The organism is Sinorhizobium sp. P24N7, from assembly GCF_042436655.1.
Lineage (GTDB): Bacteria > Pseudomonadota > Alphaproteobacteria > Rhizobiales > Rhizobiaceae > Sinorhizobium > Sinorhizobium meliloti_A.
This window is the reverse complement of record NZ_JBHMIW010000018.1, coordinates 84,915-110,497: the sequence shown is the minus strand read 5'-3', so window position 1 is coordinate 110,497 and position 25,583 is coordinate 84,915. Positions and strand designations below refer to the sequence as shown.

Annotated in this window: 21 protein-coding genes and 3 tRNA genes; 3 read left to right on the top strand and 21 right to left on the bottom strand. The window is 60.7% G+C overall.

The features are described 5' to 3' along the window. Positions 1 to 23 precede the first annotated feature (23 nt). The 4 genes from tuf (ACFHWW_RS27545) to rpsL all read right to left on the bottom strand — a co-directional run bounded on the left by tuf (ACFHWW_RS27545) (position 24) and on the right by rpsL (position 4,299). A complete protein-coding gene (tuf, locus tag ACFHWW_RS27545; protein ID WP_100672242.1) occupies positions 24 to 1,199 on the bottom strand; it encodes an elongation factor Tu in 1,176 nt (391 codons plus the stop codon). Between the two features lie 71 nt (positions 1,200 to 1,270). Continuing rightward, positions 1,271 to 3,370: an elongation factor G gene (gene fusA / locus ACFHWW_RS27540; RefSeq protein ID WP_018099708.1), complete on the bottom strand. Its 2,100-nt coding sequence runs from the start codon at positions 3,368 to 3,370 to the stop codon at positions 1,271 to 1,273. Positions 3,371 to 3,399: 29 nt separating this feature from the next. Further along, positions 3,400 to 3,870 (bottom strand): 30S ribosomal protein S7, encoded by a 471-nt coding sequence (gene rpsG / locus ACFHWW_RS27535; RefSeq protein WP_003536198.1) that lies wholly within the window; start codon positions 3,868 to 3,870, stop codon positions 3,400 to 3,402. Between the two features lie 57 nt (positions 3,871 to 3,927). Then, on the bottom strand, positions 3,928 to 4,299 hold the full coding sequence (rpsL, locus tag ACFHWW_RS27530; RefSeq protein ID WP_003507760.1) for a 30S ribosomal protein S12: 372 nt from the start codon (positions 4,297 to 4,299) through the stop codon (positions 3,928 to 3,930). Between the two features lie 707 nt (positions 4,300 to 5,006). On the opposite strand from rpsL, the gene ACFHWW_RS27525 reads away from it, so the two are divergent. Then, positions 5,007 to 5,303: a hypothetical protein gene (locus ACFHWW_RS27525; RefSeq protein ID WP_010969192.1), complete on the top strand. Its 297-nt coding sequence runs from the start codon at positions 5,007 to 5,009 to the stop codon at positions 5,301 to 5,303. Positions 5,304 to 5,424: 121 nt separating this feature from the next. On the opposite strand, the gene rpoC is transcribed toward ACFHWW_RS27525, so the two are convergent. From rpoC to ACFHWW_RS27455, 14 genes are all read right to left on the bottom strand, one after another. Beyond that, positions 5,425 to 9,630: a DNA-directed RNA polymerase subunit beta' gene (rpoC, locus tag ACFHWW_RS27520; RefSeq protein WP_018099707.1), complete on the bottom strand. Its 4,206-nt coding sequence runs from the start codon at positions 9,628 to 9,630 to the stop codon at positions 5,425 to 5,427. Between the two features lie 184 nt (positions 9,631 to 9,814). After that, entirely contained in the window at positions 9,815 to 13,957 is a 4,143-nt protein-coding gene (gene rpoB, locus ACFHWW_RS27515; RefSeq protein WP_018099706.1) for a DNA-directed RNA polymerase subunit beta, read from the bottom strand. A 265-nt stretch (positions 13,958 to 14,222) separates the two neighbouring features. Then, entirely contained in the window at positions 14,223 to 14,603 is a 381-nt protein-coding gene (gene rplL, locus ACFHWW_RS27510) for a 50S ribosomal protein L7/L12 (RefSeq protein ID WP_014328058.1), read from the bottom strand. A gap of 58 nt (positions 14,604 to 14,661) precedes the next feature. Further along, positions 14,662 to 15,180, bottom strand: coding sequence for a 50S ribosomal protein L10 (gene rplJ, locus ACFHWW_RS27505; RefSeq protein ID WP_026169172.1), 519 nt, complete (start codon positions 15,178 to 15,180; stop codon positions 14,662 to 14,664). Between the two features lie 332 nt (positions 15,181 to 15,512). Continuing rightward, positions 15,513 to 16,211 carry a 50S ribosomal protein L1 gene (rplA, locus tag ACFHWW_RS27500; RefSeq protein WP_018099704.1) on the bottom strand — a complete coding sequence of 233 codons (699 nt, stop codon included), beginning with the start codon at positions 16,209 to 16,211 and terminating at the stop codon, positions 15,513 to 15,515. Positions 16,212 to 16,215: 4 nt separating this feature from the next. Then, entirely contained in the window at positions 16,216 to 16,644 is a 429-nt protein-coding gene (gene rplK / locus ACFHWW_RS27495) for a 50S ribosomal protein L11 (protein WP_018099703.1), read from the bottom strand. Positions 16,645 to 16,860: 216 nt separating this feature from the next. After that, complete coding sequence (gene nusG, locus ACFHWW_RS27490) at positions 16,861 to 17,391, bottom strand: transcription termination/antitermination protein NusG (RefSeq protein WP_003536182.1); 531 nt, start codon at positions 17,389 to 17,391, stop codon at positions 16,861 to 16,863. Between the two features lie 16 nt (positions 17,392 to 17,407). Further along, positions 17,408 to 17,608 (bottom strand): preprotein translocase subunit SecE, encoded by a 201-nt coding sequence (gene secE / locus ACFHWW_RS27485; RefSeq protein WP_003536180.1) that lies wholly within the window; start codon positions 17,606 to 17,608, stop codon positions 17,408 to 17,410. A 183-nt stretch (positions 17,609 to 17,791) separates the two neighbouring features. Next, a tRNA-Trp gene (locus tag ACFHWW_RS27480) sits at positions 17,792 to 17,867 on the bottom strand. A gap of 224 nt (positions 17,868 to 18,091) precedes the next feature. Further along, on the bottom strand, positions 18,092 to 18,985 hold the full coding sequence (locus ACFHWW_RS27475) for an NAD-dependent epimerase/dehydratase family protein (protein ID WP_379942272.1): 894 nt from the start codon (positions 18,983 to 18,985) through the stop codon (positions 18,092 to 18,094). Positions 18,986 to 19,109: 124 nt separating this feature from the next. Next, a complete protein-coding gene (locus ACFHWW_RS27470) occupies positions 19,110 to 19,775 on the bottom strand; it encodes a hypothetical protein (protein WP_379942270.1) in 666 nt (221 codons plus the stop codon). 325 nt (positions 19,776 to 20,100) lie between these two features. Continuing rightward, positions 20,101 to 21,276, bottom strand: coding sequence for an elongation factor Tu (tuf, locus tag ACFHWW_RS27465; protein WP_100672242.1), 1,176 nt, complete (start codon positions 21,274 to 21,276; stop codon positions 20,101 to 20,103). Between the two features lie 261 nt (positions 21,277 to 21,537). Then, positions 21,538 to 21,611: transfer RNA gene (locus tag ACFHWW_RS27460), tRNA-Gly, on the bottom strand. A gap of 23 nt (positions 21,612 to 21,634) precedes the next feature. Further along, positions 21,635 to 21,719 (bottom strand) — tRNA-Tyr (locus ACFHWW_RS27455). Positions 21,720 to 21,934: 215 nt separating this feature from the next. Here ACFHWW_RS27455 and ACFHWW_RS27450 point away from each other — a divergent pair. Further along, a complete protein-coding gene (locus ACFHWW_RS27450; protein WP_379942268.1) occupies positions 21,935 to 22,810 on the top strand; it encodes a TrmH family RNA methyltransferase in 876 nt (291 codons plus the stop codon). On the opposite strand, the gene ACFHWW_RS27445 is transcribed toward ACFHWW_RS27450, so the two are convergent. Both ACFHWW_RS27445 and ACFHWW_RS27440 read right to left on the bottom strand, forming a co-directional pair. Then, positions 22,800 to 23,084 (bottom strand): hypothetical protein, encoded by a 285-nt coding sequence (locus tag ACFHWW_RS27445; protein ID WP_100672240.1) that lies wholly within the window; start codon positions 23,082 to 23,084, stop codon positions 22,800 to 22,802. The two genes, ACFHWW_RS27450 and ACFHWW_RS27445, sit on opposite strands and share 11 nt — an antisense overlap. Positions 23,085 to 23,192: 108 nt before the next feature. Beyond that, entirely contained in the window at positions 23,193 to 23,813 is a 621-nt protein-coding gene (locus ACFHWW_RS27440; RefSeq protein ID WP_379942266.1) for an FMN-dependent NADH-azoreductase, read from the bottom strand. A 206-nt stretch (positions 23,814 to 24,019) separates the two neighbouring features. Here ACFHWW_RS27440 and ACFHWW_RS27435 point away from each other — a divergent pair, with 206 nt between their 5' ends. Further along, on the top strand, positions 24,020 to 24,961 hold the full coding sequence (locus tag ACFHWW_RS27435; protein WP_379942264.1) for a LysR family transcriptional regulator: 942 nt from the start codon (positions 24,020 to 24,022) through the stop codon (positions 24,959 to 24,961). 230 nt (positions 24,962 to 25,191) lie between these two features. Here ACFHWW_RS27435 and ACFHWW_RS27430 read toward each other — a convergent pair whose 3' ends face one another. Continuing rightward, positions 25,192 to 25,482 (bottom strand): hypothetical protein, encoded by a 291-nt coding sequence (locus ACFHWW_RS27430; protein ID WP_379942262.1) that lies wholly within the window; start codon positions 25,480 to 25,482, stop codon positions 25,192 to 25,194. Positions 25,483 to 25,583: the final 101 nt, after the last annotated feature.

Genomic DNA, 25,583 nt, shown 5'->3' with positions numbered 1-25,583 from the left:
AAACGGCTCAAGCCGTTTTCTTGTTACTCGACGATGGAGGCGACGATGCCTGCGCCAACGGTGCGGCCGCCTTCGCGGATAGCGAAGCGCAGCTTTTCTTCCATCGCGATCGGCACGATCAGCTCGACGTCAACCGTGACGTTGTCGCCCGGCATGACCATTTCCGTGCCTTCCGGAAGCGTCACGATGCCGGTCACGTCCGTCGTGCGGAAGTAGAACTGCGGACGGTAGTTGGTGAAGAACGGCGTGTGACGGCCACCCTCTTCCTTCGTCAGGATGTAGGCTTCGGCCTTGAACTTGCGGTGCGGCTTGACCGAACCCGGCTTGCACAGAATCTGACCGCGCTCGACGCCGTTGCGGTCGACACCGCGAAGCAGCGCGCCGATGTTGTCGCCGGCCTGGCCCTGGTCGAGCAGCTTGCGGAACATTTCAACGCCCGTGCAGGTCGTCTTCGTCGTCGGACGGATGCCGACGATCTCGATTTCCTCACCGACCTTGACGATGCCGCGCTCGACGCGACCGGTCACGACCGTACCGCGGCCCGAGATCGAGAACACGTCTTCGATCGGCATCAGGAACGGCTGGTCGATCGGACGCTCAGGCGTCGGGATGTAGGCGTCAACCGCAGCCATCAGCTCGCGGATCGCGTCTTCGCCGATCTTCTTGTCGGAATCCTCAAGCGCGGCCAGAGCCGAACCCTTGATGATCGGAATGTCGTCGCCCGGGAATTCGTAGGACGACAGCAGTTCGCGCACTTCCAGCTCGACCAGCTCGAGCAGTTCAGCGTCGTCGACCTGGTCGACCTTGTTCAGGAACACCACGATCGCCGGAACGCCGACCTGGCGAGCGAGCAGGATGTGCTCGCGCGTCTGCGGCATCGGGCCGTCAGCGGCCGAAACAACCAGGATCGCGCCGTCCATCTGCGCCGCACCGGTGATCATGTTCTTGACGTAGTCGGCGTGGCCGGGGCAGTCGACGTGCGCATAGTGACGGTTCGGCGTCTCGTATTCGACGTGCGCCGTCGAAATGGTGATGCCGCGCGCCTTTTCTTCCGGCGCAGCGTCGATCTGGTCATACGCCTTGAACTCGCCGAAATACTTCGTGATCGCTGCCGTCAGCGACGTCTTGCCATGGTCAACGTGGCCAATCGTGCCAATGTTGACGTGCGGCTTATTGCGCTCAAATTTGCTCTTTGCCATTTCCGGCTCTCCGTTTCCTGTCCCCTAGAGGGGAAATCTTTTCATTCTGTTTCAGCGCGAGGCTATTCCGGTCACTTCTGACCGGAATATTTCGCCTGGATTTCCTGCGCGACGTTCGACGGAACCGGCGCGTAGTGATCGAACAGCATCGTGTACTGAGCGCGGCCCTGCGACATCGAGCGCAGGTTGTCCACGTACTTGAACATGTTCGCGAGCGGCACGTGGGCATTGATCACCACGGCGACGCCGCGTGCTTCCTGACCCTGGATCTGGCCACGGCGAGAGTTCAGGTCACCGATAACGTCACCGACGTAATCTTCCGGCGTCACGACCTCGACCTTCATGATCGGCTCGAGGAGCTGAGCTCCAGCCTTCTTCGCGGCTTCACGGAAGCATGCACGGGAAGCGATTTCGAAGGCCAGGACCGACGAGTCGACGTCGTGGAACGCACCGTCGATCAGCGTCGCCTTGACGCCGAGCATCGGGAAGCCCGCGAGCGGACCCGAGGACAGGACGCTTTCGATACCCTTCTGAACGCCGGGGATATATTCCTTCGGAACAGCACCACCGACAATCTTCGATTCGAATGCGAAGTCTTCGCCTTCCGGGTTCGGTTCGAAGACGATCTTGACGCGCGCGAACTGGCCGGTACCACCGGACTGCTTCTTGTGCGTGTAATCTTCTTCGTGCTTGCGCGTAATGGTCTCGCGGTAGGCAACCTGCGGAGCACCGACCGAAGCTTCGACCTTGAACTCGCGACGCATGCGGTCGACGATGATGTCCAGGTGAAGTTCGCCCATGCCGGCGATGATCGTCTGGCCGGACTCCTCGTCGGTCTTGACGCGGAAGGACGGATCCTCGGCAGCCAGGCGGTTGAGCGCGAGGCCCATCTTTTCCTGGTCGCCCTTGGTCTTCGGCTCGATCGCGATCTGGATGACCGGCTCGGGGAATTCCATGCGCTCGAGGATAACCGGCTTCAGCGGATCGCAAAGCGTATCGCCCGTGGTGGTTTCCTTGAGGCCGGCCAGAGCAACGATGTCGCCGGCGAAGGCTTCTTCGATGTCTTCACGCGAGTTGGAATGCATCTGCAGCATGCGGCCGACGCGCTCGCGCTTTTCCTTGACCGTGTTCATCACCGACGTGCCCTTTTCGAGCTTGCCGGAATAGATGCGCGCGAAGGTAAGCGAACCGACGAAGGGGTCGTTCATGATCTTGAACGCGAGCATCGAAAGCGGCTCGTTGTCGTCGGCCTTACGGGTGATCTCGCCTTCGGTCTTGACGTCGATACCCTTGATCGCCGGAATGTCGATCGGCGACGGCAGGTAATCGACAACGGCGTCGAGCAGAGGCTGAACGCCCTTGTTCTTGAAGGCGGTGCCGCAGAACATGGGGTGGAACTTGACGTCGATCGTACCGCGACGGACCAGTTCACGGATCTTGTCGTTATCCGGATAGGTACCTTCCAGGTAGGCTTCCATCGCCGCTTCGTCGATCTCGACAACCGTCTCGATCAGCTTTTCGCGGTATTCTTCCGCCTTTTCCTTCATGTCGGCCGGAATTTCGACGACGTCCCACTGGGCGCCGAGCGATTCGTCGCGCCATACGAGAGCATTCATCTCGATCAGATCGACAACACCCTTGAAGTCGCTTTCAGCGCCGATCGGCAGCTGCATAACGACGGCCGTCGCGCCGAGGCGCGTCTTGATCATCTCGACCGAGCGGTAGAAGTCCGCACCGGTCTTGTCCATCTTGTTGCAGAAGATCATGCGCGGAACATGATACTTCTCGGCCTGGCGCCAGACGGTTTCCGTCTGCGGCTCGACACCGGCGTTGGCGTCGAGAAGCGCGATCGCACCGTCGAGAACGCGCAGCGAGCGCTCGACTTCGATGGTGAAGTCGACGTGGCCGGGAGTGTCGATGATGTTGAAGCGCCGCGTCTTGCCGTCGCGACCTTTCCAGAAGGTCGTGGTCGCAGCAGACGTGATCGTGATGCCGCGCTCCTGCTCCTGCTCCATCCAGTCCATCGTCGCGGCGCCGTCATGGACTTCGCCGATCTTGTGGGACTTGCCGGTGTAGTAGAGGATACGTTCGGTCGTCGTCGTCTTGCCGGCGTCGATGTGCGCCATGATACCGAAGTTTCGGTAGTCTTCGATTTTATATTCGCGAGCCATGAGAGACTGCCTTTCGGAACCTGTTCTGATTACCAGCGGTAGTGCGAGAACGCACGGTTGGCATCAGCCATCTTGTGGGTGTCTTCGCGCTTCTTCACTGCGCTGCCGCGATTGTTCGCTGCGTCCATGAGTTCGCCGCACAGGCGATCGACCATGGTCGTTTCATTGCGCTTACGGGCAGCTGCGATCAGCCAGCGGATAGCGAGAGCCTGACGGCGCTCCGGACGAACGTCGACCGGCACCTGGTAGGTAGCACCACCGACGCGGCGCGAACGCACTTCGACATGCGGAGCGATGTTGTCGAGCGCGGAGTGGAACACGGCGACCGGCTCCTGCTTCAGCTTCGACTGGACCGCATCGAACGCACCGTAGACGATGCTTTCCGCAACGGACTTCTTGCCGTGCAGCATGATTGCGTTCATGAACTTCGTGACGACCAGATCACCGAACTTCGGATCCGGGTTGATCTCACGCTTTTCTGCTCTGTGACGTCGGGACATACTTCTCGTCTCTCAACTTTAAATCTTATGACCAGCGAAATGGCGCCGGTTGCGATGTTATTTCGGACGCTTCGCGCCGTACTTCGAGCGGCGCTGCTTACGGTTCTTCACACCCTGCGTATCGAGAACGCCGCGGATGATGTGGTAACGAACACCCGGAAGGTCCTTCACGCGGCCGCCGCGGATCATGACCACGGAGTGCTCCTGAAGGTTGTGGCCTTCACCCGGAATGTAGCCGATCACTTCGAAGCCATTCGTCAGGCGGATCTTGGCGACCTTACGGAGAGCCGAGTTCGGCTTCTTCGGGGTCGTCGTGTAGACGCGGGTGCAAACGCCGCGCTTCTGCGGGTTCTCCTGCAGTGCAGGAACCTTGTTGCGCTTTACCTGTGCCTGACGCGGCTTGCGGATCAGCTGGTTTACGGTAGGCATCTAACCATCCCTTACAAAAACTTGTCTCGTTACCCTTTCGGGCGGATCGCTTGCCGTCGCCGGCAACAACGAACGCCTATGAAATGCGCAAAACGAGGGCCGATCCGCTTTTTCGCAGATGGCCCCACAAAAAGCAGAGGACGCACTATCTCGCGCGTCTTGCGTGCAGCATTATGTCGTCAGCGTGCGTTTTGAACCTTGTTTGAGGCGAACTCCAGAACGCGTCGTTCCGAACCAGCCAGCCTCACATGGGCTCTGATGCGGCGGGGTGTACTGATTTCGGGGCGATCCGTCAAGGGCAATTAAGAAATATCTGGGCGTTGCAGCCCTGATATGCCCGAGAAACAAGGCTTTGAGCGCTTGCCGTGCCCTAGGTCCGGCCGAATGTCGGCCCGCGTCGTCGCATAGTCGTTCCCACTTAAGGAATCAGCAACCTCTTTCTGTCGTTTTCCACGACCGCGAGTCGCGCCGTGCCCGATATTCTGTCTCGACGTCATCCCTGACCAAAAATGTTTCGGGCCATCGTACGATTCGTGGAACGGGTTTCGGTCTGGCGCAATATGCAGTAGAGCAGGATGAGGCAAAGTGTATCCGGTTTCCCCGCATCCCGCGTCTCAACGCTTGAGAATCGATCGCGCCGGTTTCGGCCTCTTTCGACTTAAAAGAAACGCGATCGCCCGTTACTATTCTTCAAAGAGGATGTTTCCATGTCTGTCACACCGGATAACGACAACGCACCCGACGAACCGCTGATCTTCATCGTTATCGGCAAGGCCTACGAGACCGACGGCGATGCCGAGGGCGTCGACATCCATGTGATGCTGCGGGCGCCCGATGACGATACGGCCGTGCGCGAGGCGCTGAACGCACTCGCCGAGGAAGGCTTCCTTGAAGCCGATCTCGACCAGATCGGCACCTTGGACGGCATACCGGACGAGGAGCCGCACGCTTCCGCCTATCAGGGCGCCCTCGAGGGCGAAGTCGCCATCATTCGCTTCGGTTGAGAGATCGCGCGGCATCTGGAGCCGCATCGACGCCAAACACATCGACCTGAAAAAGCCGCCCGGATCGCTCCGGGCGGCTTTTTTGTTTCGCCAGGGAGGGCAGATACCCTCCCCTTTTCGCTTATTCCGCCGCGGCGGGATCGTTTGCCATGTCGGCGAGCATCGGCGTGGCGCTTTCCGCACCGGTGCCCTTGCGGCGCTCTTCGAGGATCAACTCGTCGCGGGCCGTAGCGATACGGCGGATCTGCGTCATCGTGCCGCCCGTACCGGCCGGGATGAGACGACCGACAATGACGTTCTCCTTCAGACCCTGCAGATTGTCCGTCTTGCCTGCGACCGCAGCTTCGGTGAGGACCTTGGTGGTCTCCTGGAACGAAGCGGCCGAGATGAAGGACGGCGTCTGCAGCGATGCCTTGGTGATACCCAGCAGCACCGGCTCGCCAAAGGCGGGCTTCTTGCCTTCGGCAAGCAGAGAGTCGTTGACGTCCTCGAGTTCGATGCGGTCGACGTTGTCGCCGACGATATAGGTCGAGTCACCGGCGTCGGTGATTTCGACCTTCTGAAGCATCTGCCGGACGATCACCTCGATGTGCTTGTCGTTGATGACAACGCCCTGCAGTCGGTAGACTTCCTGGATTTCGTTCACGAGATAGGAAGCAAGTGCTTCCACGCCCTTGATTGCCAGGATGTCGTGCGGCGCCGGATTGCCGTCGAGGATGTAGTCGCCCTTCTCGATGTAGTCGCCATCCTGAAGATGGAAGGGCTTGCCCTTCGGGATCAGGTATTCGACCGGTTCGACACCGTCTTCCGCCGGCTCGATCATCACGCGACGCTTGTTCTTGTAATCGCGGCCGAAACGGATCGTTCCATCGATCTCCGCGATGATGGCGTGATCCTTCGGACGACGTGCCTCGAACAGTTCGGCAACACGCGGCAGACCACCGGTGATGTCCTTGGTCTTGGCGCTTTCGAGCGGCGAACGGGCAAGAACGTCGCCCTGGCTGACCTTTTGTCCCGGCTCGACCGAAAGGATCGCGTCGACCGAGAGCATGAAGCGGGCTTCGCCGCCGCGGGCAAGCTTGGCGATGTTGCCATTCTTGTCCTTGATGACGATCGCCGGCTTCAGGTCGGTACCGCGTGGCGTCGAACGCCAGTCGATAACCTGGCGCTTGGTGATGCCGGTCGACTCGTCGGTCGATTCCAGAACCGAGATGCCGTCGACGACGTCTTCGAAGTGAACGGTACCTTCCACTTCCGTCATCATCGGACGGGTGTAGGGATCCCACTCGGCGAAACGCTGTCCGCGCTTCACCTTGTCGCCATCGTCGACGAAGATCTTCGAACCGTAGGCAACGCGCTGCGAGGAGCGCTCGACACCGCGTTCGTCGAGGATCTGGATCGCCATGTTGCGGCCCATGGCGACGAGTACGCCATCGGAGTTGCGCAGCATGTTGCGGTTCTTGATCTGAACCGTGCCCTCATAAGAGGCTTCCAGGAACGACTGGTCGACCACCGTTGCCGTACCACCAAGGTGGAACGTACGCATGGTCAACTGCGTGCCCGGCTCGCCGATCGACTGAGCCGCGATGACGCCGACGGCTTCGCCCATGTTGACAGGCGTGCCGCGGGCGAGGTCCCGGCCGTAGCAAACGCCGCAGACGCCGGTCTGGATCTCGCAGGTCAGTGCCGAACGAATGCGGACGGACTGGATACCGGCCTTCTCGATCGCGACGACGTCCGGCTCGAGAATCATCTTGCCGGCATCGACGATGCGTTCACCGGTGACCGGGTTGTCGATGTTGTCGAGCGCCGTACGGCCGAGGATACGCTGGCCGATCGAGGCTACGACCTGCCCGGCATCGACGATCGCAGTCATGGTGAGGCCCTTGTCGGTGCCGCAATCCGTATGCGTGACGATGCAGTCCTGTGCCACGTCGACGAGACGACGGGTCAGGTAACCGGAGTTCGCAGTCTTCAAGGCGGTGTCGGCGAGACCCTTACGGGCACCGTGCGTCGAGTTAAAGTACTCGTTCACGGTCAGGCCTTCCTTGAAGTTCGAGATGATCGGCGTTTCGATGATCTCGCCCGAGGGCTTTGCCATGAGGCCGCGCATGCCGCCAAGCTGACGCATCTGGTTCGGCGAACCGCGGGCGCCCGAGTGCGACATCATGTAGATCGAGTTCATCGGCTTCTGGCGGCCGCTGTCGTCGAACTCGACGGCCTTGATGCGCGCCATCATCTCTTCGGCGACCTTCTCGGTCGCCTTGCCCCAGGCGTCGACGACCTTGTTGTACTTTTCGCCCTGGGTGATGAGGCCGTCATTGTACTGCTGCTCGTATTCCTTCACGAGCGCTTCGGTGTCGCCGACGATCTTCACCTTCGTGTCCGGAATGACCATGTCGTCCTTGCCGAACGAAATGCCGGCGCGGCAGGCATGCGAGAAGCCGAGCTGCATGATCCGGTCGCAGAAGATGACCGTGTCCTTCTGACCGCAATGGCGATAGACCGTGTCGATCATCTTGGAGATGTTCTTCTTGGTCATTTCCTGGTTGCAGATTTCGAAGGGGACGTTCGGGTTCTTCGGCAGGAGTTCGCCGATGATCATGCGGCCAGGCGTCGTTTCATAGATCTTCGAAACCGGGTTGCCCTCGGCATCGACGGTCTTGTAACGGCCACGGATCTTGGCGTGCAGGGTGACGGCCTTGGTCTCCAGCGCATGGTGCAATTCGCCCATGTCCGAGAAGGCCATGCCTTCGCCCGGCTCGTTCTGGTTCATGATCGACAGATAATAGAGGCCGAGAACCATGTCCTGCGACGGCACGATGATCGGGGCACCGTTTGCCGGATGCAGGATGTTGTTCGTCGACATCATCAGCACGCGTGCTTCGAGCTGTGCTTCGAGCGACAGCGGCACGTGAACGGCCATCTGGTCGCCGTCGAAGTCGGCGTTAAAGGCCGTGCAGACGAGCGGGTGCAGCTGGATCGCCTTGCCTTCGACCAGGATCGGCTCAAAGGCCTGGATGCCCAGGCGGTGCAGGGTCGGCGCGCGGTTCAGAAGGACCGGGTGCTCGCGGATGACCTCGTCGAGGATATCCCAGACTTCCGGCTTTTCCTTCTCGACCAGCTTCTTCGCCTGCTTGACGGTCGAGGAGTAACCCTTGGCGTCGAGGCGGGCGTAGATGAACGGCTTGAAGAGCTCGAGCGCCATCTTCTTCGGCAGGCCGCACTGGTGCAGCTTGAGTTCCGGACCGGTCACGATGACCGAACGGCCGGAATAGTCGACGCGCTTGCCGAGCAGGTTCTGACGGAAGCGGCCCTGCTTGCCCTTGAGCATGTCGGAGAGCGACTTCAGCGGACGCTTGTTCGCACCCGTGATGACGCGGCCGCGGCGGCCGTTGTCGAACAACGCGTCCACGGATTCCTGCAGCATCCGCTTTTCGTTGCGGATGATGATGCCCGGCGCACGCAGCTCGATCAGCCGCTTCAGGCGGTTGTTGCGGTTGATGACGCGGCGATAGAGATCGTTGAGGTCCGACGTCGCGAACCGGCCGCCGTCAAGCGGCACGAGCGGACGCAGGTCCGGCGGGATCACCGGAACCACCTTCATGATCATCCATTCCGGACGATTGCCGGATTCCATGAAGTTCTCGACGATCTTCAGCCGCTTCATCAGCTTCTTCTGCTTCAGATCGGACGTCGTCTCGGCCATCTCCGAACGCAGATCACCCGCGATCTTCTCGAGATTCATCGATGCGAGCATCTCGTAGATCGCTTCGGCGCCGATCATCGCGGTGAACTGGTCCTCACCGAACTCGTCGACCGCGATCATGTATTCTTCTTCGCTCAGGAGCTGATTTTCCTTGAGCGACGTCAGACCCGGCTCGGTGACGATGTAGTTCTCGAAATAGAGAACGCGTTCGATATCCTTGAGCGTCATGTCGAGCAGCGTTGCGATGCGGCTCGGCAGCGACTTCAGGAACCAGATGTGAGCAACCGGCGCGGCGAGCTCGATATGGCCCATGCGCTCGCGGCGCACGCGCGACAGCGTGACTTCGACGCCGCACTTTTCGCAGATGATGCCCTTGTACTTCATGCGCTTGTACTTGCCGCACAGGCACTCGTAGTCCTTGATCGGACCAAAGATGCGGGCGCAGAAAAGACCGTCGCGTTCCGGCTTGAAGGTACGGTAGTTAATCGTCTCCGGCTTCTTGATCTCACCGTAAGACCAGGAAAGAATCTTCTCCGGGGACGCTATCGAAATCCGGATGGAATCGAAGGTCTGTGCAGGCACCTGCGGATTGAAAAGATTCATGACCTCTTGGTTCATGCCTGTCTCCTTTGCGGGCATTTAAGCCCTGAGCTTGGCGAGGGTGCCGGCAATCCCGGGCGCCGGCCCCTGCCCCATAAACAGCTAAAACCGCATCGGGTGCGGCCCTTTTCCTGCCGCGGACAATCAGGTGCCCGACGGCGGAAACGGTGCGCGCCGCTTAGCGGCACGCACCTGATGACTCTTACTCCGCCGCGTCCGGCAGTTGCGCCGTGCTACCGACGTCATCGACCTTGGAATTCTCCAGCTCGACCGAAAGGCCCAGCGAGCGCATTTCCTTGACGAGAACGTTGAAGCTCTCCGGAATACCCGCTTCGAAGGTATCGTCGCCGCGGACGATCGCCTCGTAGACCTTGGTGCGGCCGGCCACGTCGTCCGACTTGACCGTCAGCATTTCCTGCAGCGTGTAGGCGGCACCATAGGCTTCCAGAGCCCAGACCTCCATTTCGCCGAAGCGCTGACCGCCGAACTGCGCCTTGCCGCCCAGCGGCTGCTGGGTAACGAGCGAGTAAGGACCGATCGAACGGGCGTGGATCTTGTCGTCGACCAGGTGGTTGAGCTTCAGCATGTAGATGTAGCCCACGGTCACCTGGCGATCGAAAGTCTCGCCGGTACGGCCGTCATAGAGCGTCGACTGACCGGTTACCTTCAGGCCAGCCTGCTCCAGCATCTCGTTGACGTCCGCTTCGACAGCACCGTCGAAGACCGGTGTCGCGATCGAAACGCCGCGGCGGGTCTGCTCGGCAAGCCGAACGATCGATTCATCGTCGTACTGCTTGATCGGCTCACCCTTCGGGCCAGATCCGATGACGCTGTCGATGGTATCGCGCAGCGGCTGAATGTCAGCGCCCGCCTTATATGCATCGAGCATCGCTCCGATCTTCTTGCCCATGCCGGCGCAAGCCCAACCGAGATGGGTCTCGAGGATCTGGCCGACATTCATGCGCGACGGCACGCCCAGCGGGTTCAGAACCACGTCGACATGCGTACCGTCTTCGAGGAACGGCATGTCTTCGATCGGGACGATCCGCGAGACGACACCCTTGTTGCCGTGGCGGCCGGCCATCTTGTCGCCCGGCTGGATCTTGCGCTTAACGGCGACGAAGACCTTGACCATCTTCATGACGCCCGGAGGCATCTCATCGCCGCGCTGCACCTTCTCGACCTTGTCCATGAAGCGCTGTTCAAGGCGCGACTTGGATTCGTCGTACTGTGCGCGAAGCGCTTCGATCTCGCCCTGAGCCTTCTCGTCCTCGATAGCGAACATCCACCACTGCGAGCGGGGATATTCACTGATGACGACGTTGGAGAGCTCGGTGCCCTTCTTGAAGCCCTTCGGACCGGCAACGGCGACGTGGCCGCGAAGCATGTCGACCAGACGCGCATAGACGTTGCGGTCGAGGATCGCCTGTTCGTCGTCGCGGTCCTTCGCAAGACGCTCGATTTCCTCGCGCTCGATCGCCATCGCGCGCTCGTCCTTCTCGACGCCATGGCGGTTGAAGACGCGCACTTCTACGACCGTGCCGAAGGTGCCCGGCGGCATGCGCATCGACGTGTCGCGAACGTCCGACGCCTTCTCGCCGAAGATGGCGCGCAGAAGCTTTTCTTCCGGCGTCATCGGGCTCTCGCCCTTCGGCGTGATCTTGCCGACGAGGATGTCGCCCGGCTGAACTTCGGCGCCGATGTACACGATACCGGCTTCGTCCAGGTTCTTCAGCGCTTCTTCCGAAACGTTCGGAATGTCGCGGGTGATTTCTTCCGGACCAAGCTTGGTGTCGCGCGCCATCACTTCGAATTCCTCGATGTGGATCGAGGTGAAGACGTCGTCACGCACGATCCGCTCGGAGAGCAGGATCGAGTCTTCGTAGTTGTAGCCGTTCCAGGGCATGAACGCGACGAGCGCGTTGCGGCCGAGCGCCAGATCGCCGAGGTCCGTCGACGGACCGTCCGCGATGATATCGCCCTTGTTGATCACGTCACCGACGGTGACGAGCGGGCGCTGGTTGACGCAGGTGTTCTGGTTGGAGCGCTGGAACTTCTGCAGGCGGTAGATATCGACGCCCGACTTGGACGGATCCAGGTCTTCGGTGGCGCGGATAACGATACGGGTCGCGTCCACCTGGTCGACGATACCGCCGCGGCGGGCAGCGATCGCAGCACCGGAGTCGCGCGCGACGACCGGCTCCATGCCGGTACCGACGAAGGGAGCTTCCGCACGCAGCAGCGGCACGGCCTGACGCTGCATGTTCGAGCCCATCAGCGCGCGGTTGGCGTCATCGTTCTCGAGGAACGGAATGAGCGCGGCCGCGACCGAGACGAGCTGCTTCGGCGAAACGTCCATCAGGTTGATATTGTCGCGCGGTGCCAGCATGACTTCGCCGGCGTGGCGGCAAACGACGAATTCTTCGGAGAAGGAGCCGTCGTCGTCCAGAACCGAGTTTGCCTGTGCAACGTGATACTTGGCTTCTTCCATCGCCGACAGATAGACGACGTCGTTCGTCACCTTGCCGTCCACGATCTTGCGGTACGGGCTCTCGATGAAGCCGTACTTGTTGACGCGGGCGAAGGTCGCAAGCGAGTTGATCAGACCGATGTTCGGGCCTTCCGGCGTCTCGATCGGGCAGATACGGCCGTAATGCGTCGGATGCACGTCGCGCACTTCGAAGCCGGCGCGCTCGCGGGTCAGACCGCCCGGACCCAGTGCCGAAAGACGGCGCTTATGGGTGATTTCCGAAAGCGGGTTCACCTGGTCCATGAACTGCGACAGCTGCGAGGAGCCGAAGAATTCGCGAACGGCCGCGGCAGCCGGCTTCGCGTTGATCAGGTCCTGCGGCATCACGGTGTCGATCTCGATCGAGGACATGCGTTCCTTGATCGCACGTTCCATGCGCAGGAGACCCAGACGATACTGGTTCTCCATCAACTCGCCGACCGAGCGGACGCGACGGTTGCCGAGATTGTCGATGTCGTCGATCTCGCCCTTGCCGTCACGCAGCTCCACGAGCATCTTGACCACGGCCAGGATGTCTTCCTTGCGCAGCGTGCGAACCGTGTCCGGAACGTCCAGATCGAGGCGCATGTTCATCTTCACGCGGCCGACGGCCGAGAGGTCGTAGCGCTCCGCATCGAAGAAGAGCGCATTGAACATGGCTTCGGCCGAATCCATGGTCGGCGGCTCACCCGGACGCATGACGCGGTAGATGTCGAACAGCGCGTCCTGACGGTTCTCGTTCTTGTCGGCCGAAAGCGTGTTGCGGATATAGGCGCCGATATTGATGTGGTCGATGTCGAGCACCGGGATCTCATCGAAGCCGGCGGAAAGGATGACCGGAAGCGTCTTCTCGTCGATCTCGTCACCGGCCTCGAGATAGATCTCGCCGGTCTCGAAGTTGACGACGTCCTCGGCGAGATAGTTGCCGTAGAGATCGTCGTCGGTCGCCTTGAGTGCCTTCAGGCCCTTTTCCTGCAACTGCCGGAGCAGGCGCGGGGTCAGCTTCTTGCCGCTCTCGACGACGACCTCGCCGGTATCGGCGTCGATCATGTCTGACAGAGTCTTCTGGCCCTTGAGCGCATCCGGCTGGAACGGCACGCGCCAGCCCTCGCCGTCGCGCTGGTAGAGCGACTTCGTGTAGAAGGTGTCGAGGATTTCCTCGCCGTCCATTCCCAGCGCCATCAGAAGCGAGGTCACCGGAATCTTGCGGCGGCGGTCGATGCGCGCATGGACGATGTCCTTCGCGTCGAATTCGATGTCGAGCCACGAGCCGCGATAGGGGATCACGCGCGCGGCGAAGAGCAGCTTGCCGGACGAGTGGCTCTTGCCCTTGTCATGGTCGAAGAAGACACCCGGCGAACGGTGCATCTGCGAGACGATGACGCGTTCCGTGCCGTTGACGATGAAAGTACCGTTGTCCGTCATGAGCGGCATGTCGCCCATATAGACGTTCTGTTCCTTGATATCCTTGATGGACTTGGCGCCGGTGTCCTCGTCGATATCGAACACGATCAGCCGCAGCGTCACCTTGAGCGGCGCCGCATAGGTCAGGTCGCGCTGACGGCACTCCTCGACGTCGAACTTCGGCGCCTCGAATTCGTAGGAAACGAACTCGAGCATCGAAGCGCCGGAAAAATCTTTGATCGGAAATACCGATTTGAAAACGGCTTGAAGCCCCTCATCCGGCCGCCCGCCTTGGGGCTCGTCGACCATGAGGAACTGGTCGTAAGACGCCTTCTGAACCTCGATGAGGTTCGGCATCTCCGCGACTTCGGGAATTTTACCAAAAAACTTGCGTACGCGCCTACGACCGTTAAACGAAAGGGTCTGAGCCATCGTCGCTCCTTGTCAATCTTGCATCCGGGCCTGCAACGGACGGGAACCGATGGCCAGTCGACCCCGTCAATCAATGGGTAGTTCAATCTCGTCCAGCATTCGAAAGACGCCAGCGCGGAATGCTGTGCTGTCCTTCGATGGAGACCATCCTCTTGAAGAACCCATTACCCAAAAGCCGTTTTCGACAGGCTTTTGGGTAATATGTTCTAAAAACGGTCAAAGAGAGGCGGCCACGAAGGCCACCTCCCTTTCGCATTTCGTCGAATTACTTGACGTCGACCTTCGCGCCAGCGTCTTCGAGCTTCTTCTTGAGGTCAGCAGCTTCCGCCTTGGAAACGGCTTCCTTGACAGCCTTCGGAGCGCCTTCGACCAGGTCCTTGGCTTCCTTGAGGCCGAGGCCGGTGATGGCGCGGACTTCCTTGATGACGTTGATCTTGTTCGCGCCGGCATCCGTCAGGATGACGTCGAACTCGGTCTTTTCTTCTTCAGCCGGAGCAGCAGCGCCAGCAGCGCCACCGGCAGCAGCAACGGCTACCGGAGCAGCGGCGGAAACGCCCCACTTTTCTTCGAGAAGCTTGGAAAGCTCAGCAGCTTCCAGGACGGTCAGCGAGGAGAGGTCTTCAACGATCTTTGCGAGATCAGCCATTTTACTTTTCCTTTTGTTCGGTTCGAACTGGTTTTAAATACAACAGCGAAATTCCGCCTCAGGCGGCTTCGTCCTTCTTGGCATAGGCCGAGAACACGCGGGCAAGCTGGCTTGCCGGTGCTGCGACAACCGTCGCGACGCGGGTTGCCGGGGCGTTGAGAAGGCCCAGCAGCTTCGCGCGCAGCTCGTCGAGAGAAGGCAGGGTCGCAAGCGACTTGACACCTTCGGCGTTGAGCGTGGTTGCCCCCATGGCGCCGCCCAGAACAACGAGCTTGTCGTTGGTCTTGGCGAAATCCACGACGACCTTCGGAGCCGTTACGGGGTCTTCGCTGAAAGCGATCAGCGTCTGACCCTTGAAGAGATCGATCATCCCTTCAGACTCCGTGCCCTGAAGAGCGATCTTGGCCAGGCGGTTTTTCGCGACTCTGACGGTGCCGCCAGCAGCGCGCATCTTCGAACGGAAGTCGTTCATCTGCGCGACTGTGACACCAGCATAGTGGGCCACGACAACCGAACCGGAAGCCTTGAAGACTTCGTTCAGCTCCGTGACGAATTCGCGTTTTTCCGCTCTTTCCACTGTCTGTCTCCAGTTGGCAGGGTTGCTCATCGCAGCCCTGCCGGGTTTGCCTTTGTCACCCGGGATCATTCTCGATCCCAAGCAACGCTTGAGGATCCTGTCCCTTGGCGTTCCCGGAAAGCCGGGTCTGACACAAGGCAAGCGAGGTTCGAACCGAATTCCGACGCGTCCGCGTCTTCGTGAAATTCAGATCTTACCCGTCTCATGCGGGCCAGGTGATTAAGGTAAAACCACCCGCAATCTCGGACAGGAGTTCCGGGCGGTAGGCCCGGAATTTCCGGCCCCGAAAGGCCGGAAATCTGGTTACGGGCCGAAGCCCGTCAAATCATCAATCAGGCAGCGCTGATCGTTGCCGGGTCGACCTTGAGGCCGGGGCCCATCGTCGAAGAAACAGCCACGCGCTTGACGTAGTTGCCCTTGGCGCCGGTCGGCTTTGCCTTGATCACGGCATCTGCAAAGGCGCGGATGTTCTCTTCGAGCGCCTTGGCATCGAAGGAAGCCTTGCCGATGCCGGCGTGAACGATACCCGCCTTCTCAACGCGGAACTCGACGGCGCCGCCCTTCGAAGCCTTGACTGCTCCGGCGACGTCCATGGTGACGGTGCCGACCTTCGGGTTCGGCATCATGCCACGCGGGCCGAGAACCTTACCGAGACGGCCGACGAGCGGCATCATGTCGGGGGTCGCGATGCAGCGATCGAAGTCGATCTTGCCGCCCTGTACGATTTCGACGAGCTCTTCCGCACCGACGACGTCGGCGCCGGCAGCCTTGGCTTCGTCAGCCTTCGCGCCACGGGCGAAAACGGCGACGCGAACCGACCGGCCGGTGCCGTTCGGCAGATTGACCACACCGCGGACCATCTGGTCGGCATGGCGCGGATCGACGCCGAGGTTCATAGCGACTTCGATCGTTTCGTCGAACTTGGCCGTCGCACGCTCCTTGACCAGCGTTACGGCCTCGGTAAGGCCATAGAGCTTCGCCGGATCGATGCCCTCGCGGGACTTCTGTACACGCTTTGCAATCTTCGCCATGGTCTTAGCCCGTCACTTCCAGGCCCATGGAGCGGGCCGAGCCCTCAACCATCGCCATTGCGCCTTCGATATCGGCCGCGTTGAGGTCCTTCATCTTGGCCTCTGCGATCGTGCGGATCTGAGCCTTGGAGATCGAGCCGGCCTTGGCCTTGCCCGGGGTCTTGGAGCCCGCCTGGACCTTCGCTTCGCGCTTCAGGAAGTAGCTGACAGGCGGCTGCTTCATGACGAATGTGAAGGACTTGTCCTGGTAATAGGTGATGACGACCGGGATCGGCATACCCTTTTCCATTTCCTGCGTGGCGGCGTTGAACGCCTTGCAGAATTCCATGATGTTAATGCCACGCTGACCAAGCGCAGGACCGATCGGCGGCGACGGATTCGCCGAGCCGGCCTTCACCTGCAGCTTGAGCTGGCCTGCAACTTTCTTAGCCATTTCTCTCTGCCTTTCACTGCTCCTTTGCGGCGAGGCCGAAAAGGGAGCTCATCAGCCGGCTGCCCGGCCATTTGCCGATCGATCGATCGGCGGCTGCGGTTGCGTGGTGCGGATGAACCGACCCGGCTTAAGGTCGGAAACCTCCCACGCGATGCGGATCGCTCCGCCGAACAAGCCGATAAATCGACCTGCCCATTCGTATTCGCTTACGCTCTATCAGACCTTTTCGACCTGGCCGTATTCCAGCTCGACAGGCGTCGCGCGGCCAAAGATCGATACCTCGACCTTCAAGCGCGACCGCTCTTCATCGACATCCTGAACGGTGCCGTTGAACGATGCGAACGGGCCGTCGGAAACGCGGACCTGCTCGCCGATCTCGAAGGAGACCGAAGGCTTCGGGCGCTCGACTCCGTCCTGCACCTGACCGAGAATACGGTCGGCCTCGTGATCCGGAATCGGCACCGGCTTGCTGTCCGTGCCAAGGAAACCGGTCACTTTCGGCGTGTTCTTGATAAGGTGATAGGCCTCGTCGGTCAGATCGGCGCGAACGAGGACATAACCCGGAAAGAACTTCCGCTCCGCATCGACTTTGCGCCCGCGACGTACCTCGACCACCTTCTCGGTCGGGACGAGAATCTTCTCGAAGAGATGGGTGAGGCCCTTCTGCTTGGCCTTCTCCTCGATCGATTCGGCGACCTTCTTTTCAAAATTCGAATAGGCGTGAACAATATACCAGCGCGCAGCCATGCTACTCTCCACCCAATCAAGCGCCAACGTTGAGGATCAGGCTCATTACCCAACCCAGCAACTGGTCCGCACCAAAGAAAAAGGCGGCGGCAAAAGAGACCATGACGAAAACCATCAGCGTCGAGATCGTCGTCTCGCGCCGCGAAGGCCAAGTCACTTTCGACGTTTCAGCGCGCACCTGCTGCAGAAACGCAAATGGATTTGTTTTGGATGCCATATAATGCTCACGCCATTACGGCGCGTAAAGCCGACATGTCAGCCCCACGCACCGCGTGTCTGTTTGGACCCTACATAAAGACCGATTGCGAAAACCACAAGAGCCAATCAGCCTTTTTTGTGAATATACAAAGACGGCAATGCCGCCTTCCCCACGCATCCCAACACGGCAGGATCGGGAGAATGGCAGGGGCAGAGGGGCTCGAACCCCCGACCTGCGGTTTTGGAGACCGCCGCTCTACCAACTGAGCTATACCCCTACGGTGCCGCGACGCAACCGAACCGGCTGCATCCCAAGTCAGCGGCTTAATATTCAGTTTGCCGGACGCTTTCAAGCGCATTCGCAGCAAAAGAGAAAAAAGAATCAACAAAATTTCGGCCGCCCTCTCCGCGGGTGCCCGAACGGCGGCTGCGACGCCGCTCGAGGGACGAGGAAAGTGTGAGCGGCATTCCGCCCGCTACACGCGCCTCAACTCATCGTGATCTACTCGTTCAGCCGTACATATTTCCGCCAATCGTGCTCTTCCTTGAAACCGAGGACCTCGCGGATCTTGCGATTGGAAAGCAGCCCTTCGAATTCGCCGATCTCGCGCGTGAAGGGAACATTTGGATAGAACTGCCTGGCCAGTTCGCGCGAAGGCGTGTTGGCCGATACCGTGTCGTTCGCGGCGTTGAATATCGCGAAGCCGAGACCATCCTTCTCAACGCAAAGCTTCACGATCTGGCCGAGGTCACGGGCATCGATATAGCTCCAGGCGATCCTTTTGCGGATCTCCGGATGGGCGAAATAGTGCGGGAAGTCCGCATATTCATGCGGTTCGACCACGTTGCCGATGCGCAAAGCGTAAATATCGAAGCCGGAGCGCTCGGCGAAGGCCCTCGCCGTCTTCTCGTTCACCACCTTGGAAAGCCCGTAGGAATCCATCGGATCGACGTCGTAATCCTCTTCGAGAGGAAAGTGATGGAAGTCCCGGTGCCCCTCCGCAAAGCAGACGCCATAGGTCGTCTCGCTGGAAGCGACGATGATCTTTCGGATGCCGAGCTTTACCGCCGCCTCGATGACGTTGTAGGTACCCATCACGTTGACCCGGAAGGTTTCGTTGTCGGGTTTGATGAGAATGCGCGGAATGGCCGCGAAATGCACGACGGCGCCGAAGGGCTGCATGCCCTGGTCGAGATCGGGGAAGTCCCGGTGCATCGACAGCGCATTGAACATCTGGCCGCTGTCGGTGATGTCGGCGATCAGATTGGTGACGCCGGGGCTGTCGAGCGGCACGAGATCGACATTGTGCACCTCATAGCCGGCCTCGATGAGGTAGGGCACGGCGTGCCGCCCGGCCTTCCCCGAGCCGCCGGTAAACAGAATTCGCTTTTTCATGATATATCCCCACGCAGAAGAAGACGTGCTGCAGCGACTTTGCTGTATGCGCCGCTCTGTAGGTTAGGTACTTTGCGCCCTTGCGCAAGATCGATCGTGCGTGGCGCCGAGTGTTCCTGCCGATTCACCACTTCAGACTATAGCGGACATCGACCACACTGCGCGGCTCCAGCAACGGATCGGCGACGGCCGCGCCGAGGCGCAGATTTCCGAAATTCTGTTCCACCCCAATCCGGCTCACACCGCTGACGCCGTCACGCGAAACCTGGCTCTGCACGGTGAGCGACGTTCGGCTTGCGGGAGACACGAGCTTGGCGGATTGAGTGAGCTTCGGTTCGCTGCACCGGCTCTCATAGGCGTTGCATTGGATAGCGATGCTCCGGTGGACCTCCGCATCGAGCGTGGGCGTGACGATCCAGCTGCGCGCGGTACCGGCGCCGAAGTTGCCGGCCCCTCGCAAAGCATTGTAGTCCACGCTGACCTGAGAGGAACGCGTGACCGCCCCTCGCCCGCTTCCGCGCGAAGCCGTTCCCCAGAGGCGGACCGGCGCGCCGGGTGGATTGATCTTGCCAGAGCGTGTGGCGTCCATCGAGACTTCGGCACCGGCGGACGTGTTCCACCGGCCCGTCCGGCGAACGCCGAACCGGAACTTGTAGGAGTTGGCTCCGGTCTTGGAAGGCGACCAGATAAGCGGGCGGTCATCGGCGGCCGAGGCAAATTGCGGGGACTTCCCGACGCAGATCAAAACGATGCCAGCCGCGGCAAGCCGCGTGGGAATACGTCTTTTCATTGGCTTCCGATCCTGCTGCATATTTCCGCCAATCGGAGCCGATTGATGGACAAACATGCTGCAATTCAAGCGCTTAAGCGGTCTTTGCGCGCCTAAAACGCGCGGCGCCGTAGGTCGCATTCGGCAAATCGTCAGGACCGGAAGGTAACACGGACCGGCGGCAAGGTCCCGTAATATTCGGGCGATGCGTGCGGGACTATGCAAGCACTGTTGCAGACATCACACGCGAAAGAGATTGCCCGCCGCTTCAAAAGTTGATTGGTAAACGGCCAAAAAGAAAAACCCCGCGGTTGCCCGCGGGGTTCGAAGTCCGGTCCGACCGGAATTACTCGACGATGGAGGCGACGATACCTGCGCCGACGGTGCGGCCGCCTTCGCGGATAGCGAAGCGCAGCTTTTCTTCCATCGCGATCGGCACGATCAGCTCGACGTCAACCGTGACGTTGTCGCCCGGCATGACCATTTCCGTGCCTTCCGGAAGCGTCACGATGCCGGTCACGTCCGTCGTGCGGAAGTAGAACTGCGGACGGTAGTTGGTGAAGAACGGCGTGTGACGGCCACCCTCTTCCTTCGTCAGGATGTAGGCTTCGGCCTTGAACTTGCGGTGCGGCTTGACCGAACCCGGCTTGCACAGAATCTGGCCGCGCTCGACGCCGTTGCGGTCGACACCGCGAAGCAGCGCGCCGATGTTGTCGCCGGCCTGGCCCTGGTCGAGCAGCTTGCGGAACATTTCAACGCCCGTGCAGGTCGTCTTCGTCGTCGGACGGATGCCGACGATCTCGATTTCCTCACCGACCTTGACGATGCCGCGCTCGACGCGACCGGTCACGACCGTACCGCGGCCCGAGATCGAGAACACGTCTTCGATCGGCATCAGGAACGGCTGGTCGATCGGACGCTCAGGCGTCGGGATGTAGGCGTCAACCGCAGCCATCAGCTCGCGGATCGCGTCTTCGCCGATCTTCTTGTCGGAATCCTCAAGCGCGGCCAGAGCCGAACCCTTGATGATCGGAATGTCGTCGCCCGGGAATTCGTAGGACGACAGCAGTTCGCGCACTTCCAGCTCGACCAGCTCGAGCAGTTCAGCGTCGTCGACCTGGTCGACCTTGTTCAGGAACACCACGATCGCCGGAACGCCGACCTGGCGAGCGAGCAGGATGTGCTCGCGCGTCTGCGGCATCGGGCCGTCAGCGGCCGAAACAACCAGGATCGCGCCGTCCATCTGCGCCGCACCGGTGATCATGTTCTTGACGTAGTCGGCGTGGCCGGGGCAGTCGACGTGCGCATAGTGACGGTTCGGCGTCTCGTATTCGACGTGCGCCGTCGAAATGGTGATGCCGCGCGCCTTTTCTTCCGGCGCAGCGTCGATCTGGTCATACGCCTTGAACTCGCCGAAATACTTCGTGATCGCTGCCGTCAGCGACGTCTTGCCATGGTCAACGTGGCCAATCGTGCCAATGTTGACGTGCGGCTTATTGCGCTCAAATTTGCTCTTTGCCATGGGTACGCTTCCTGTGGTCAAATCGGATGGATCAGCCGGCGGGGCCGGTTTGTCGAGCCGTTTAAGGGTTTCGTCGCATTTGCGCAAGACTTAATTGCGTGCGCCGGAACGGCAAGGTCTCGCCTCTTCAGAAAGGCAGCGGCAAGCGGCGGCAGAAGTACCCAAAGCGCTACGCCTCGGGCCGGAAAATAGAACGTAAACAAGCGCGTGCGGCACAAACCTGAAGTGCAGCGGATTTTTTTGATGCTTTGAAAAAGAAGCTGGAGCGGGTAGCGGGAATCGAACCCGCGTATTCAGCTTGGAAGGCTGCTGCTCTACCATTGAGCTATACCCGCGGGCCTTCGATCCTGAAGCAGAATGGTGGAGGGAGTTGGATTTGAACCAACGTAGGCTGAGCCAACGGATTTACAGTCCGTCCCCTTTAACCACTCGGGCATCCCTCCATTTTTCTGTCGGGATCAATCGACCAAGCATTTGAGATCGCGTAAGAACCGGCGTCGTTTGTCGCCGCCCCGCGATCTGCGCCGGGTATATGACCGCCTGCATTCGTCCTGTCAACACGGCGAAATGCAAATTCTCAGAATTTCTCCACTGCCGGCCGCAGCGGCGATTTCCGAAATCAGTTTCAACCGGAGGCGAAGCTTACTATAAGACCGGCATGAGCAAGGACAAGACCGGCGACAAGAGCGCCAAAGACACCCATTATGCAAATCTGCGCCGTGCGCACCGGGACGCCCGGCGCGAACGCGGGGAGATTCCGACTCCGCGCCAGGACAAGCGCGGAAAGCTGCCCGCCGACTGGAAGCCGCCGGCGCTCGCCCCGGACCAGGTGCTCCTCTACGGCCTGCACACGGTCCGCGCCGCCCTCGACAATCCGGAACGCCGCATCATCCGCCTCTCGGTAACGCAGAACGCCGCCGCCCGCCTGGAGCTCGGCGATCTGGCGGCGCTCCCCTTCCCGGCCGAAACTGTAACGCCGCAGGAGCTCGACCGCATGCTCGGGCCCGATGCCATTCACCAGGGCGTGATGCTGGAGACGCAGCCTCTGCCGCACCGCAAGCTCGAGGCTCTTCGCGACTGCCCCTTGATTCTCGTTCTCGATCAGGTGACCGATCCCCACAATGTCGGAGCGATCATGCGCTCGGCGGTCGCCTTCGACGCAGGCGCGCTCATTACGACGATGCGCCACAGTCCAACCGAATCAGGTGTGCTGGCGAAATCGGCCTCGGGTGCGCTGGAGCTCATTCCTTATATCCAGATCACCAATCTCGCCGACACCCTCGAAGAGCTCCACGAACTCGGCTTCATGACGATAGGCCTCGATTCGGAGGGGCCGCAGCCGCTCGAAGGCACATTCGTCGGCGACAAGATCGCGCTGGTGCTCGGTTCGGAGGGTAAGGGCCTGCGCCAGAAGACCCGGCAGACGGTCAAGGCGCTCGCACGGCTCGACATGCCCGGCGCGATCAAGTCGCTGAACGTGTCGAATGCCGCCGCCATCGCAATGTACGCGGCAAGACATCATCTTAGGGGATAGGAGCCGGCGGGACGATCGTCACGGCGAGCCCCGCCGTCGGACAGCCGTCCTGCAATCTTTTCCAAGTCGTGACGTTGAGGTTCATTTCGCAGCGCGCGAGATAGGAGACGTCGCCGATGCGGATGCACGCAGTCTGGCCGAGTTCGTATTTGCCCCCATCGCGGTGACGACAGGTGCACCGCCCGCCCGGCGCAGACGCGGAAACACTTCCGGCCACCAGGGCGACGGCCGCGAGCGACAACGCCAGAAACCGCAGGGCGCGCACGCATTTCATGCCCGACAGAATAGCGCAGTTTCGACCCGATCAGAAACGGAGAATGCCGGCTGATTGCTCGGCCGGCATCCTCCGCAACGAACCGGCGCCACGGCGCCGGCCGAATGATTAGCTTGCGAGCTTCAGAACGTTGCCCTGAGCAATCGTCTTTTCGGCTTCGGCTATGGCGAACTGCTTCTGGTCGGGGCCGAGATTCAGACCCTCTGCGCGGATGAACTCGATGTCCGTTATGCCGAAGAAACCGAAGACCGACCGCAGATAGGTTTCCTGGTGGTCCATGGCGGAAGCCGGGGCGACCGAATAATGACCGCCACGGGTGGAGGCGATGATCACCTTCTTGCCCTTGGCGAGGCCTTCCGGTCCTGCTTCGGTATAGCGGAAGGTTTTGCCGGCAACGGCCAGACGGTCGATCCAGGCCTTGAGCTGGCTCGGGATCGAGAAGTTATACATCGGCGCACCGACGACGACCGTGTCGGCAGCCAGGAATTCCTCGAGCATCTGGCGGCCGATACGCACATCGGCGGCCAGAGCGGCATCGACACCCTCGAGGTCTGCAGGCGCCATGATCTGTGCGCCGGTCAGGTGCGGAACGCGTTCGGATGCGAGATCCCGATAGGTGATCTCCGCATTGGGCTGGTCGGCCTTGAGCTGCGACACGATTGCCGACGTCAGGCGGCGGGAGACGGAGTGTTCGCCGAGAATGCCGGAGTCGATATGGAGGATTTTCATGGGAAGCACCTTTGCTTACGTTGCGGTGCATCACATATGATCTGCAAACAATCATTCGATAAGTCAGCGAATATTTGACATTCCGTTTCCCCAGGGAAACAATTCGGCATATATCGCGGCAGATGGCCCCCTGAGCTCCAATCGTCACCCTCCAATCGACGGGGAGCCGCACCGAACGTCGATACCGCCTTTGATGGGAGGCACTCATGCAGGATCTCAACGATATCGCGCTCTTCGCCGCAGTCGTCAAACACAATGGCTTCAGCGCCGCCGCGCGCGACCTGAACGTGCCGAAATCCAAGCTCAGCAAACATGTCGCACGCCTGGAGGAGCAATTGGGCGTGCGTCTGCTCGAGCGCTCGACGCGCAAGCTTCGAATGACCGAAATCGGCCGCGTCTTTTACGAGCACGCCCAGGGGCTGCTCGACGGCGTGGCCGCCGCCGAAGCCGAGATCGCCGCAGTGCGCGCCGAGCCGACGGGCGTCGTCCGGCTCGCCTGTCCTATCGGCTTCACACCGATGCTCGCCGACATCCTGCCCGCCTTTCACCGCCGATATCCGGGTGTCCGCCTGTTGATCACCGCCTCCAACCGGCGGATCGATCTCATCGAGGAACGGATCGACGTGGCCTTGCGCGCACGCGACCAGCTCGACACCGACAGCCAGCTGATCGTCCGCAAATTCGGCGAAGTGCGCCAACGCCTCGCCGCCAGCCCGACGCTTCTCGCGCGCCTCGGTGAGATCACGACCGACAATCTTTCGCAAATGCCGACGCTGTCGATGAATGAGCAGCACCCCAATGATGTCTGGCGGCTCGTACACGCAACCGGGGGAGCGATCGAGATCGCTCACCGGCCCATCGTCGGCTGCAGCGATTTTCTCATCCTCGAACGCGCAGCCATCGAAGGCATGGGCATAGCGCTGCTGCCCGACCACATCTGCGAGCGCGCCTTCCGAACCGGCGCCCTCGTTCCGGTCCTGCCGGAGTGGACCTCCGGCAACGTCATGGTTCACCTCGTCTTCCCCTCGCGCCACGGCCTGCTGCCCGCGACCCGCGCCCTCATCGACTTTCTGGCGGAAAATCTGATCAAGGCGCTGAAGCGCTGCCGCGAGGTCGACCCGAGGCCGGCCGCGTCGTTCGAGATTTGATGCGACGGTTGGATGGCTGCGCCACTTCGATGCCGATGAAACCTTGCCGGAGCGAAGGGGGCAACCGGAAGGAAGCGTGGGCGACGGATTGTTTTCAGGGTTTTCTGGTGCCCCCAGAGAGACTCGAACTCCCGACCTACTGATTACAAATTATCTCAAATTTGAGCCTTTACAACCATTTAGCTCAAATCCCTTGTCCGACTTTGCGACGATGCTACGCGCCGTTGACGCTACTTCTCCACGGCGCGGAGTATCCGGTCGCTGGTGTCGCCGAGCTGCTTGATGGTGACCTCGATGCGGGTCAACCGGTCGCGCGTGTCGTCGCGTTCGTTCTCCATCTTGACCAGGCGCGCTTCGAGGCGTGCCCGTTCGGAAGCTTCAGTCAGGAGCGCTGCCGCCTGCAGGGCCAGATCTGTCTTGAATTGGTACCAGGAGCCGAAGAGGCCTGCCATCACGACGAAGATAGTGATGATATTGCCGATCGAGAGCCGTCGATCAAACCAGCCGGTATTTTCATTCATTCAGCTGATACCTATTTGCGGCAGCCGGGATCCAGCCGGCACTGCCTGTTGTTGGAAGAGATCGCCGGCCCTGCCGTCGCATCCTGCGATGCCGCCCTGGC

Excerpts from the sequence above, each read along its gene's own strand:
- ACFHWW_RS27430 (WP_379942262.1), bottom strand. The coding sequence starts at position 25,482 with ATGAATGAAAATACCGGCTGGTTTGATCGACGGCTCTCGATCGGCAAT.
- rpsG (WP_003536198.1), bottom strand. The coding sequence starts at position 3,870 with ATGTCCCGACGTCACAGAGCAGAAAAGCGTGAGATCAACCCGGATCCG.
- ACFHWW_RS27475 (WP_379942272.1), bottom strand. The coding sequence starts at position 18,985 with ATGAAAAAGCGAATTCTGTTTACCGGCGGCTCGGGGAAGGCCGGGCGG.
- rpoC (WP_018099707.1), bottom strand. The coding sequence starts at position 9,630 with ATGAACCAAGAGGTCATGAATCTTTTCAATCCGCAGGTGCCTGCACAG.
- rpsL (WP_003507760.1), bottom strand. The coding sequence starts at position 4,299 with ATGCCTACCGTAAACCAGCTGATCCGCAAGCCGCGTCAGGCACAGGTA.
- rplL (WP_014328058.1), bottom strand. The coding sequence starts at position 14,603 with ATGGCTGATCTCGCAAAGATCGTTGAAGACCTCTCCTCGCTGACCGTC.
- secE (WP_003536180.1), bottom strand. The coding sequence starts at position 17,608 with ATGGCATCCAAAACAAATCCATTTGCGTTTCTGCAGCAGGTGCGCGCT.
- ACFHWW_RS27525 (WP_010969192.1), top strand. The coding sequence starts at position 5,007 with ATGTCTGTCACACCGGATAACGACAACGCACCCGACGAACCGCTGATC.
- rplA (WP_018099704.1), bottom strand. The coding sequence starts at position 16,211 with ATGGCGAAGATTGCAAAGCGTGTACAGAAGTCCCGCGAGGGCATCGAT.
- ACFHWW_RS27450 (WP_379942268.1), top strand. The coding sequence starts at position 21,935 with ATGAGCAAGGACAAGACCGGCGACAAGAGCGCCAAAGACACCCATTAT.
- ACFHWW_RS27435 (WP_379942264.1), top strand. The coding sequence starts at position 24,020 with ATGCAGGATCTCAACGATATCGCGCTCTTCGCCGCAGTCGTCAAACAC.
- nusG (WP_003536182.1), bottom strand. The coding sequence starts at position 17,391 with ATGGCTGCGCGCTGGTATATTGTTCACGCCTATTCGAATTTTGAAAAG.
- rpoB (WP_018099706.1), bottom strand. The coding sequence starts at position 13,957 with ATGGCTCAGACCCTTTCGTTTAACGGTCGTAGGCGCGTACGCAAGTTT.
- rplK (WP_018099703.1), bottom strand. The coding sequence starts at position 16,644 with ATGGCTAAGAAAGTTGCAGGCCAGCTCAAGCTGCAGGTGAAGGCCGGC.
- ACFHWW_RS27470 (WP_379942270.1), bottom strand. The coding sequence starts at position 19,775 with ATGAAAAGACGTATTCCCACGCGGCTTGCCGCGGCTGGCATCGTTTTG.
- ACFHWW_RS27445 (WP_100672240.1), bottom strand. The coding sequence starts at position 23,084 with ATGAAATGCGTGCGCGCCCTGCGGTTTCTGGCGTTGTCGCTCGCGGCC.
- fusA (WP_018099708.1), bottom strand. The coding sequence starts at position 3,370 with ATGGCTCGCGAATATAAAATCGAAGACTACCGAAACTTCGGTATCATG.
- tuf (WP_100672242.1), bottom strand. The coding sequence starts at position 1,199 with ATGGCAAAGAGCAAATTTGAGCGCAATAAGCCGCACGTCAACATTGGC.
- tuf (WP_100672242.1), bottom strand. The coding sequence starts at position 21,276 with ATGGCAAAGAGCAAATTTGAGCGCAATAAGCCGCACGTCAACATTGGC.
- ACFHWW_RS27440 (WP_379942266.1), bottom strand. The coding sequence starts at position 23,813 with ATGAAAATCCTCCATATCGACTCCGGCATTCTCGGCGAACACTCCGTC.